The organism is Williamwhitmania sp. (genome assembly GCA_035529935.1).
GTDB lineage: Bacteria > Bacteroidota > Bacteroidia > Bacteroidales > Williamwhitmaniaceae > Williamwhitmania.
In genome coordinates this window covers 1-10557 of record DATKVT010000229.1, presented here as the reverse complement: position 1 = coordinate 10557, position 10557 = coordinate 1, and the positions used below count along the sequence as shown (strand labels likewise).

The 10557-nt window shown below is 46.5% G+C and carries 8 protein-coding genes and 1 rRNA gene; 5 read left to right on the top strand and 4 right to left on the bottom strand.

Annotated elements, in window-relative coordinates; all coding sequences use genetic code 11:
* The first annotated feature begins 59 nt into the window (after positions 1–59).
* The 3 genes from rrf to VMW01_17370 all read left to right on the top strand — a co-directional run bounded on the left by rrf (position 60) and on the right by VMW01_17370 (position 3587).
* Positions 60–170, top strand: a 5S ribosomal RNA gene (gene rrf / locus VMW01_17380).
* Between the two features lie 67 nt (positions 171–237).
* Positions 238–2163, top strand: a complete 1926-nt coding sequence (locus tag VMW01_17375; GenBank protein HUW08013.1) for a putative porin — start codon at positions 238–240, stop codon at positions 2161–2163.
* Between the two features lie 62 nt (positions 2164–2225).
* Positions 2226–3587 (top strand): transglycosylase SLT domain-containing protein, encoded by a 1362-nt coding sequence (locus VMW01_17370; GenBank protein ID HUW08012.1) that lies wholly within the window; start codon positions 2226–2228, stop codon positions 3585–3587.
* A 2-nt stretch (positions 3588–3589) separates the two neighbouring features.
* Here the strand turns inward: VMW01_17370 and VMW01_17365 are convergent, their stop codons facing one another.
* The gene (locus tag VMW01_17365) at positions 3590–4240 is read right to left on the bottom strand and encodes a CoA pyrophosphatase (GenBank protein HUW08011.1); all 651 of its coding nucleotides are present in this window, start codon (positions 4238–4240) and stop codon (positions 3590–3592) included.
* Positions 4241–4619: 379 nt separating this feature from the next.
* Here VMW01_17365 and VMW01_17360 point away from each other — a divergent pair, with 379 nt between their 5' ends.
* Both VMW01_17360 and VMW01_17355 read left to right on the top strand, forming a co-directional pair.
* Positions 4620–6278, top strand: coding sequence for an electron-transfer flavoprotein:ubiquinone oxidoreductase (locus tag VMW01_17360; GenBank protein ID HUW08010.1), 1659 nt, complete (start codon positions 4620–4622; stop codon positions 6276–6278).
* A gap of 19 nt (positions 6279–6297) precedes the next feature.
* The gene (locus tag VMW01_17355; GenBank protein HUW08009.1) at positions 6298–8244 is read left to right on the top strand and encodes an FAD-binding protein; all 1947 of its coding nucleotides are present in this window, start codon (positions 6298–6300) and stop codon (positions 8242–8244) included.
* A gap of 122 nt (positions 8245–8366) precedes the next feature.
* Here VMW01_17355 and VMW01_17350 read toward each other — a convergent pair whose 3' ends face one another.
* The 3 genes from VMW01_17350 to VMW01_17340 form a co-directional block, all read right to left on the bottom strand.
* The gene (locus VMW01_17350; GenBank protein ID HUW08008.1) at positions 8367–8702 is read right to left on the bottom strand and encodes a DsrE family protein; all 336 of its coding nucleotides are present in this window, start codon (positions 8700–8702) and stop codon (positions 8367–8369) included.
* 420 nt (positions 8703–9122) lie between these two features.
* Positions 9123–9980 carry a hypothetical protein gene (locus tag VMW01_17345; GenBank protein ID HUW08007.1) on the bottom strand — a complete coding sequence of 286 codons (858 nt, stop codon included), beginning with the start codon at positions 9978–9980 and terminating at the stop codon, positions 9123–9125.
* Between the two features lie 266 nt (positions 9981–10246).
* On the bottom strand, positions 10247–10411 hold the full coding sequence (locus tag VMW01_17340) for a hypothetical protein (GenBank protein ID HUW08006.1): 165 nt from the start codon (positions 10409–10411) through the stop codon (positions 10247–10249).
* Positions 10412–10557 lie beyond the last annotated feature (146 nt).

Genomic DNA, 10557 nt, shown 5'->3' with positions numbered 1-10557 from the left:
CGCCGCCTGCTCTGCGAGAAGAACGTTAAGATTTACGGGAGTAAGCGCCCGGAACCGCTTACGGTGGCTATGGCGGCGGGGTACCACCCCTTCCCATTCCGAACAGGGCCGTTAAGCCCGCCAGCGCCGATGGTACTGCCGAAAGGTGGGAGAGTAGGCCGCCGCCGGTTTTTTGTCCCGGTCTCCCTGCGAGACCGGGATTTTTTTTATTTTTGCAGGGACTATTTTGACAGCGAAATGAGATTCAAATATTCGTTAATCTTTGGATTAAGCCTGTCTTGGTTATTAATATCCAATGCAAACGCAGCCTGTAACTACAAGCTCGACTCATTGTATTTTCCATTTCCTGATTCCCTGAAGCTAAAAAGTCTTTTTGTTTACCGTGTGAACACGGAGAATATGGCACCTGAGTTTTCGGAATACGACACCACCTTGTTTGGTGCTCAGAATGTTATGGCGCTTAACCGATATTCAGTGGGGGGAATTAGTACAGCCAACAATGGGGGAGCCATTGAAGCCATCGATTTTTTCCTTCGACCCGATGATGTAGACTTCCTTTTTACGAGGAACTTCCTTCCCTATATGAATACTCCTTACAATATTCCAATTATTAATTCAAAAAAACGATTTACTCGCTTGGGGTATTCCACCAATAAGAAGGCAATAGGTGAGCAAACACTTGACCTTACTCACAACCAAAATATTGTTCCGGGATGGAGCGTTGGATTAAAACACAACGGATTTAGCACGACTGGCTTTTTTCAGAAGCAGGCTACTCGTGACAACAGCCTGGTCCTTTACTCTTCCTTCTATGGACCACGATTAAAGAGCTACGTTGCCTTTGCCTATCAAAGGATGCGAGTGGTGGAGAATGGTGGCATTTTAGCAGAAAAGTTTGTTAGAGATACTGTGATGGAATCACAAAATGTTCCTGTGATTCTAAACGATGCTAAAAACGAGATCAGGGGCATGCAAATTTTTGCATCGAATAGCTATGGTATTGTGCAAGGGGCCAATAAGGGAAAGGCGGGAGACCCATACCTGGAACTTCGACACACATTAAAGTATGATAGGTTTAGCCGCGTGTTTTCCGATAACCCTACAACCCACACCAACGGGGTTGCCTATTTTGACCACTACTACATTAGCAACACAACCACAAACGACTCTTCTTACTATCGCAACTTGACCAACGAGCTTACACTCTCAGGAAATTTTCTGAGTGGCCTCAATAAAGCGTTGAAGCTGTATGTTAAAGCCGGACTCGAGCTGGAGCGTTACTACTACTGGAAACCGGATTTCCTACTGAACAAGTCGTCGAATATTGATTATACCAATGTTTATATGGGAGCGGGTTTGTTTACGCGGGTTAAGGGCATAGACTTGTCGGTGTATGCCAAGAGCTACCTTAGCGGACGCAGAAGTGGTGATGTGCTATTGGCAGGCAATGGAAAATTTGTCTTTAGCATTTTTGGTTTTCCTGTTCAGCAAACCGGCTCGCTGACAATTTCATCGAAGACTGTTGATTTTTTTACAACACAATATTTTTCCAATAACTTTCAGTGGAAAAACATTTTCAACAAGACAAATGAGCTACGCGCCAACTACGTATTGACCCTGCCTAAGCTGAGAACTATCGCAGAAATTAGGCTGGAGACAGTTGGCGATTACGTTTACTTCGATACCACTGCAAATCCGGTCCAGAACAAAGGACAGGTTTCGGTTGCCAGCATTTTTGTAAGTAACCATTTGCGACTTGGTATATTACATTTAGTTCACCAGGGAGTAATACAATCTTCAACCGACGAAATGGTTATTCCGTTACCGAAGATTGCTTTAAAAGCCTCTTACTATGTTCAGTTTCCTCTAGTAAAGAATGTGCTAAATGCTCAAGTTGGAGCCGACATTTTTTACAATACTAAGTTTTATGCAGATGCCTACCAACCGGCTACTGCACAGTTTTATCGCCAGCGAATTCGAAAACTTGGCGCATATCCACTAATTAGTGGATTTATAAACTTTCAATGGAAAACAGCTCAAATATTCCTTAAATACGATCATCTCGATCAGAACTGGTTTGGGCGGGATTACTTCTCCGCATACTCTTATCCCATTGGCGATCTCTCGTTTAAGTTTGGCGTCTACTGGAATTTCTACGATTAATAACAATTGTTTGAACTTTACTGAATTATATATGTTTAGTTCCTTTGTGAAAAAGAACTTGAATGAATTTATTTAGATCTAAAAAACATTTTGTAGCGTTTCTCTCATTCTTTTTGATTTTTACGCTTAGCTGCAGTCAGCTAAATCCATGGATGGGAGGTATTGGCAAAAACGCCAGTATTGCTGCAATTCAGCACCGAGGTAAGTTGGTGGCTGTAATTGAAAACGCTGGCCTATCATTCTTCATCGATCACGGAAAACCACTTGGTTACCAGTACGAGCTGCTCACCGAGCTGGCCAAAAATATTGGTGTACCCTTGGAGTTGATACCTGTTGACAATGAAGTTGATGGCTATAATCTCCTTAAGCAAGGTAAATGCGATATTCTTGCCATGAACCTTGTTCCCAATAAGGCCATGATACGGAAGTTTTCCTACACTGTTCCTCATTCGGAACTTATGCTTGCAATGGTTTCGCAGCAGGACTCGACTTCGGCATCGGCGGTTTACCTTACTGGTGATTTATCACAGGTTAAGGTGCTGCAAACTGCTTTGGAGAGCCAAAGGAGTTTGGTGAAGACTTCTAGGCATAGCGCTGACGAGCTGTTGGAGCAAGTTGCTATTGGTGACATCGATAGGGCAATTATGGGCTATTCCAAGGCGAAGATTGGTGAATTGCGTTTTCCAGATTTAAAGGTTACCCCATTGCCAAACCTTCAGGAGGACGCCTGCTGGGCCGTCAATCGCGATTCTAAAGTATTGCTCGAGCAGGTGAACACCTGGTTGGTAAACTTTAAAAAGAGTTATAGCTACAGGCAAATTGCCATGAAATACCTTCAGGATGAGAGTGTATACACCCGGTACGCTGACGCGCTACTAAACCCTGGAGAAAATGAAATTTCTAACTACGACAAGGTTATAAAGCACTTCAGCGACGAAATTGGCTGGGACTGGCGCTTGGTGGCTTCCATTATTTTTCAGGAGTCGCGCTTCAAGCCCAACGTAACTTCTCCTGCCGGTGCCTGCGGATTGATGCAAATTATGCCCATCACGGCGGAGCACTTTGGTGTGGCCAATGTTGCAAGCCCAAAAAACAATATTCGGGTTGGTGTAATGCTCCTTCGCACGCTGGAGAAACACTTTGAGCGGGAGGGCATTAGCGAGCAGGAGCGAATTAAGTTTGTTCTTGCCGCATACAATGCAGGTTTAGTGCATATTGAAGATGCACGCCGCCTTGCCAAAGAGTACCACCGGAATCCAAACTCTTGGCGCGATGTTGATTTCTTCCTCCGCATGAAGGCGAACCCCAAGTATTACAAGGATCCTTTAGTGAAGGCGGGCCGCTTTGCTGGAGTGGAAACATCCAACTATGTAAGTGAAGTAATGGAGCGGTATGGTCACTACTGCAGCTTAGCAATGAGCTAACGCTAACTTTGGCAGGGAATAATGGGCGAAATGTCGGTGAACTCAGCGAGTATCATCGCCGTGGCGCCCCAAATCATCTCTTCACCAGCCTTGAAATATGGAGTTGACATGGGCTCATTGTCAATAACAAGTGTTTTTACCGTTCGGGCATTTGGCTGCACTAGTGCGCATATTGGAACCTCAATAATGTATTCCACCTCCTGCAAATTTGGAAAGAATTTGGGTTTGGACCACACAACACCAACCACCGGCAGCACTAGGTGATTGCTTACCGGTATAAACAGTGGTGTTAACGTTCCAAGAATGGTTACGCTCTCCTGCACAATGCCAACCTCCTCCCACGTTTCTCGAAGAGCCGTTTCCAGCAAGTTGCTATCCGTTTTCTCCTTTTTTCCACCGGGGAAGGCTACCTGCCCGCTATGATAACCATTGTAGGTTTGGCGCTTAATAAATACTAGCGTGGGCTCCCCTTTATTGGGAAAAATGGGCAGCAGCACCGCGCTTATCTTTGTTTTTTCATCGGGCTTGGTGTGGCCTATTAGCCTTGCCCTTACTGCAGGAGCCATTCTTCGTTGAGAATCCTCACCCGGTAACGGGTTGTGAAGATTATCGCGAAGTACTTTTACATAGTCGTTGAAGAATTCGGCACCCATTTAAAACATTACATTTCTTTACACAACGGAGCAATTGCTGAATTGTTCTGAAAATTGCAAAATATTTCTGTTTTACTTTCCTGATCGGTTAAGAGTTATGGATGATGCTGCCCTTCCCAAGACCACTTACGCTCAATTTTCCTGGTGACGAAAGGGAGAATTTGGACGAGCCGAAGCCAATTTTGTGCTGCCATATTCTCTATTATGCTAACCTTTAAAGGTAATCACTGGGGTACAAAATTTTTTTCGCAATGTTGACGGAAATATAATAACGCAATTTGCTATTTAGTATGTTTGCATCCAATTTTAGATCCAATACTGGGGTCTGAAACAACCAATCACTATTTTATATACCATAACATCTTTAGGAGGGCACAGAATGAACAATGTTGACACCATATCAACGGATGTGTTGATTATTGGAGGTGGACCATCTGGTCTTGCTACGGCAATTCATTTGGCAGATAAGTTGCGACAGAATGGCCGAAGTGATAGAATCCTGCTCATTGAAAAGGGGAGCTCTATCGGTAGCCATATCATGTCGGGGGCGGTTGTAAAGCCTGCCGTTTTCAAGGAGTTGCTTCCCGATGTGGATTTTTCTGAAATTCCTTTCAATGCAAAGGTAAAAAGGGACAAAACTGTATTGCTAGGGAAAAATGGAAGCATTGCTCTTCCCTTCCATGTTCCTTACATGAACAATAAGGGTAACTATACCGCTTCGCTCGGCAAAATATGTCGTTATCTGGCTGTTAAAGCAGAGGAGAAAGGTGTAGAGATATATCCTGGTTTTGCGGTGGATGAGATTTTGTACAAGGATGGAAAAGTAGTTGGTGCCAAGACCAAGGATACCGGTATCGATCATCATGGACATCAGCTGGAGAATTTTCAGGTTGGCACTCGCGTTGAAGCAAAGATCACCATTTTTGCCGAAGGAACACGTGGTAGTTTGGCCAAAATGCTTATAAACAAGTTCAATCTCAGCAAGAACCGGAACGAACAGATATACTCGCTGGGTTGCAAGGAGCTGTGGGCAGTTCCCGAAGGCAACATCGCCCCAGGCGAAATTTACCACACCATGGGCTATCCGCTCAACAATGATGAGTTTGGTGGGGGTTTTATTTATGGACTGAACGATAACAGAGTTGCCGTTGGGTTGGTGGTAGGCCTCGACTACAGAGATCCCTCCTTTGACACACACGATGCATTTCAGGTATGGAAAACCAACCCTTTTGTGGCAAAGTTTCTGAAGGGTGGAAAACTGGTGGAGTATGGTGCTAAGACCTTGCCGGAGGGTGGCTATTACGCCATGCCTAAGCTGTATGTGGACAATGCCCTAATTGTAGGCGATAGCGCCGGTTTGGTAACCATGCCAGCTTTGAAAGGCATACACCTAGCCATTAAATCGGGAATGCTTGCCGCCGAAGTCGTTGCCAAGGCGTTGCAGGCCAACAATTTTTCCGAAGATATGCTTCAGCAGTATACGGAGTTGTTAAAAGCTAGTACTATCCACAGGGAGATGTATCAGGTTCGGAACTTCAGACAGGGATTTGCCAAGGGGCTCTTTCTTGGAGGTCTCCATTTTGGAACTCAGCTGATAACCGGCGGGGCAGGATTCTTTGGTCGACTAAAGTCGCATGCCGATTACACCACCACCCAAAATCTTAGCGAATTTAAGGGGAAATCGTTCAGCGATCGTTTTAAAAGCCAGCTGGAGTTCGACAAGGTGCTCACCTTCGATAAGGCTACCGATGTATTCTTTTCGGGAGTTCACCACGACGAGCTGCAGGAGGTCCATTTAAAGATTAACAATCCGGATAAATTTAGCACGGTGAACATTGACCAATTTGGCGCTCCATGCCAGTTCTTCTGTTCATCGGAGGTATATGAACTTCATACAAATAAGGATGGGGAGAAGGAGCTGAGGATCCATGCCGAGAATTGCATGCATTGCAAAACCTGCGATATTAAATCGCCCGAGCAGGGAATTACGTGGATGGTTCCCAATGGAGGAAATGGTCCGGAATTTCAAAACATGTAACTTTTAAAGATATGAAGCAATGGCATTAACAATAATAAGCTTAATAAAGCAGGTACCGGTTCCCAGCGAAATGAGAATGGGCGAGGATGGGTTGATGGACCGGACAAAGGCAAAATCGATTATCAACATCGATTGCCAATTTGGGTTGGAAGCGGGGTTGCAACTCAAAAAGCAGCATCCCGATGCAAGGCTTATCGTTTGCTCCATGGGGCCCAGCTCTTTTGAGGCCTCCTTGCGCACGGCAATCTCCATGGGCTACGACGAGGCCTACCTCTTGTCGGATCGCAAGCTGGGCGGGAGCGATACCTACGCCACCGGTTTGGCCATATCCACCATGCTCAAGCATCTGGGGTTTACCAAGGATTCCAAGGAGCCATTTATCATCCTAGCGGGGAGGCAAACCAGCGATGGCGATACGGCCCACGTTCCATCGCAGGTGGCCGAAAGCATTGGCATTCCACAGGCAACCTTTGTGGAGAGCGTAAAGGCCGATGGCGTTGGCAAGGTGGTTGCTAAACGAATTATTGAGGGTGGCTACCAAATGATGCAGCTCCCCATGCCCTGCGTTATCTCCCTTACCCCAACCGGTATTCCACCACGAAAGCCATCCCTTAGCGGAGCCGTTAGGGCTAGGACTATTAAAATCACAACCTTTGGAATTGCCGATGTTGGATTGGGAACCGAGAAAATTGGCATTAGCGGTTCTCCAACCATTGTGGCCAAGGTGGTAAACATTGTGAGTGAACGACCACCCATCACCATGTCGGAGGGACATAACGAATCTTCCTTGGTTGATAACCTTATTGCCAACTTCAAAAAGGGTGGCAATGTGCTGCAGAAGAAGGAGCAGGCTGCAAAAAAGGAGGTTGACAGGCCCGATTTCCCCGAAAAAGATTTTAGGGAGGGTGCACGTGGAATACTAACCTGGGCAGAGGTGGTTAATGGCAAAATTTCCCGTCCATCGCTTGAGCTGCTCACTCCTGCTCGAAACCTAGCAAACCAGCTTGGCAACGATACCAAGGTGATGACCTTGATTATTGGGAAAAATGTAGAACCACTGGCACAAATCCTTATCGAGCATGGTTCCGACGAAGTTGTTGTTGTGGAAAACGATAAGCTAGAGGAGTACCTTGTGCTCCCATTCTCCTCCATCTTTGCACAGGTTATAAGGCTACGAAAACCGGAGATTGCCCTGTTTGCGGCAACCACCTCCGGTAGGGAGCTGGCCCCCCGCATTGGCATGAAAACCAACAGTGGCGTAACTGCTGACTGCACCGGACTTGAGATTGGAGAGTATGTGGATAAGAAGGAGCAGGTGATTTACACCCCCATTCTTGAGTCAAGGCGCCCAACCTATGGCGAAAGTAAGTTGGCCACCATTCTGGGCTTTGTTTGCCCACAGGTTTCCACCGCCCGTGCAGGTACCTTTGAGGTTCCCAAGCGAGTTGAAGGTCGAAAGGGTATAGTTTCCAGCTTCAGCCCTTCGCTGAGCGACAGGGATTTTGTGGTTGAGATCCAGAAAACCGTGAGAGGCGAGGGCGGCCTGCAAAACCTTTTCGATGCCGATATCATTATTTCCGGTGGAAGAGGAACCACCAACGACAGTTTGGGCTTGATAAAAAATCTTGCCACCGAACTGATAAACCAAGGGATAAATGCTGAATGGGCCTGCAGCCGACCGGTGGTTGACGAGGGTGTTAGCGAATATGCCCGGCAGATTGGACAAACGGGTAAAACCATTCGCCCCAAGGTGTATGTTGCCGTTGGTATTTCCGGAGCCATTCAGCATATTGCGGGAATGAAGGAGGCCGGCAAGATAATTGCCATCGACCACAACCCCAAGGCAGCCATTTTTCACCATGCCGACTTTGGAATTGTTGGCGAGTATCAGGACATACTACCCGAGCTGATCGAACGCGTTAAGGGTGGATTCACCTTTGGAATTGAACCGAGAAAGAGAGGCTAGAACATTAAAATGTAATACCATAAAATGCCCGGATTGAAGAATTTGGGCATTTTATATTTTAAGAGGTCGACGGGCATGGTCCGTAGGTAGAACGCAGTTTGATTAGCTACAATTCTTAATTCCTATAAGGTCAGCAATCGATCGCCCGACTTGAGATATTCGGTTAATGGTTGGCCCATGTAACGGACGTTTACGCCTAGGCTGGTGAGCGTATCGCTAACCCCAAAGCTGTCGCTGCAGGCTTTGCACGCCTCCACCACCAAGCCATTGGTCAGCATCGCCTTAATTTGCGATTGTACCTCCACATCGGCACCGGCAAGCTTGGCCGAGGCTCCCCAAATAATTACCGTTACATGGCTCCACCAACCGTGGGTTTTTGCGTTGATGGCATACATAGCGAGCATTTTGCTGATGGTGTCCTTGTTGTCGGTAGTCCAAAGAATATAGAGCTTTTCCATGAGGTAGCGCTTTAAGGGTTGGCATAATTTTTAACCGCGGTAAAGTAATAAAATATTGCATAACACCATTTCCCGATGGGACGAAACGACCGGACGGAGCGTTGCGTGGTTGTCGGGGCGAGCGGGTGAATCGAAAGCGCAAGGCTCCATAGGAGCCAAACGTTGGTAGTATATAGGATGAAGGTGAATTGGCACTCCGTAGGTGTGCAACAAATTCTCTAGCCCTGCAATTCACGATGAATAGTTGCGCAGCCTAGGGCGCTGGTCTACAAACCTTCGCCATTGAATGACATAGCCCACGGTTTCAACCGTGGGATTATATGGCAGCTTTATCAATTCCAAACCGTTTCAACGGTTTTTTTGAGTTTGCAGCCACTTAGTGATTGCGCAATCTAGGGCGCTCCAGTTATATGATAATGTCTAACTTCCCGACAAGCTGTATATTACGCTGGCCATTACTACAAAGCCTGATTGAGCGGGAAGTTCCCTTATGGCATTGGGGTTTGTAACCGTGCTGTGCGTGGCATGTATGGCAGGTCCCCCGCAAAAAGCAAATGAAAGCCTCGATTTTTTGGGTGCGAGGCTTAGCGACGGACCAACCATTAATTTTGCTCCGCCTTCGGCTTCATCTGCCTCCCAAAAGCCCTCCAAATCCTGCCCAATGGCTTCGAAACCGGCATAAAAGTTTCTAAACAGCCGGTATTGAAATCCAAGGTTGGTAATTACGTCAACACCATCCCTACCTTGAGCAAAGGTGTGCTCTACGAGCAGGTTTCCGCTGGCTTTTAAATTGGGGGTATCGAAGGAGAGGGTGATGCGGCTGAGCAGCGACTTGGCATTGCTAAAATCGTTGCTAAAGCCAACGCCTAAACCGAGGCGCATTCCATAGCTCTTTCTGCCTCCCACAAAATCGTGGATAATCTCCGCCCGCTGAGCGCTTGTGGTGGTGTTGCCTTCGCGTGGAATACCAATGGCCGCGCTGGCATACACCGTAAGCCGATACCCTAAGTATCCCTTTACGCCAACCTGCTGGCTTACGCCCTCGTAACCAAAAGGTCCTTCAACGCCCTGCCCGTAGCTGCCGGCATCGTGTAGGCTCCACTTTAGGTCCTCCGCCGTTAGGGTGGTGGTGGAAAATAGGAATGGCTCGGTTGCTCGGGTGGCAACCTTGGGAAATTGTAATTCCAACTCGCCCGGTTCCTGCGCCATTGTCAGGGTGGTGCACATGCTTATGAGCAGGAGGGTAAGTAGCGTTTTATTTACTGGGAGGTGCCGCATTGAATTTTCTGTTTTAGGAAAATAGATTGCTTTCAGTTACCTGTACCAAAAATAGGCAATAAACCGGTTATGGCTTTTGAAAAACAGTTAATTTATCCTCAATCTTTGGCACTTGGCGTTAACACTAACTTCATGTTATCTGCTGAAATGGAGTAGGATTAATCGGTAGCATCCCAATTTGCGTGCAATGCGCTATTCCTTAAAACTAACTCGGCCTGAGTTATGAATTATGAGTTATGAGAGATGAGTTGGAGCGCAGCGGAGGGTTAATCCAATTTTGCCGTTGAATAGCTCTCCTTCGCCGTAGACCCCGCCTGCCGGCGGGCAGGGATGAAGTTTTGTTGAAAAATGGATCCCATCCAAGTTGCCAATACTCCGTAGGAGTTTAACCTCTTGTTGATGTTGAAGTAGTGGGACAAAGGCAGCTTCAAATTCTTTTATTATCCTAGATAATGGTTAAAACCCTGCAATTTTATTGCAGGCACTTTCAGTTTCTATAAATCTCAATCTTTGTATGAATGAGTTTCTTGTTTGTTCTGTTTTCTTTTGTGCTCTTATTTGTGAATTTTATTCACTC

Excerpts from the sequence above, each read along its gene's own strand:
- VMW01_17375 (HUW08013.1), top strand. The coding sequence starts at position 238 with ATGAGATTCAAATATTCGTTAATCTTTGGATTAAGCCTGTCTTGGTTA.
- VMW01_17370 (HUW08012.1), top strand. The coding sequence starts at position 2,226 with ATGAATTTATTTAGATCTAAAAAACATTTTGTAGCGTTTCTCTCATTC.
- VMW01_17365 (HUW08011.1), bottom strand. The coding sequence starts at position 4,240 with ATGGGTGCCGAATTCTTCAACGACTATGTAAAAGTACTTCGCGATAAT.
- VMW01_17360 (HUW08010.1), top strand. The coding sequence starts at position 4,620 with ATGAACAATGTTGACACCATATCAACGGATGTGTTGATTATTGGAGGT.
- VMW01_17355 (HUW08009.1), top strand. The coding sequence starts at position 6,298 with ATGGCATTAACAATAATAAGCTTAATAAAGCAGGTACCGGTTCCCAGC.
- VMW01_17350 (HUW08008.1), bottom strand. The coding sequence starts at position 8,702 with ATGGAAAAGCTCTATATTCTTTGGACTACCGACAACAAGGACACCATC.
- VMW01_17345 (HUW08007.1), bottom strand. The coding sequence starts at position 9,980 with ATGCGGCACCTCCCAGTAAATAAAACGCTACTTACCCTCCTGCTCATA.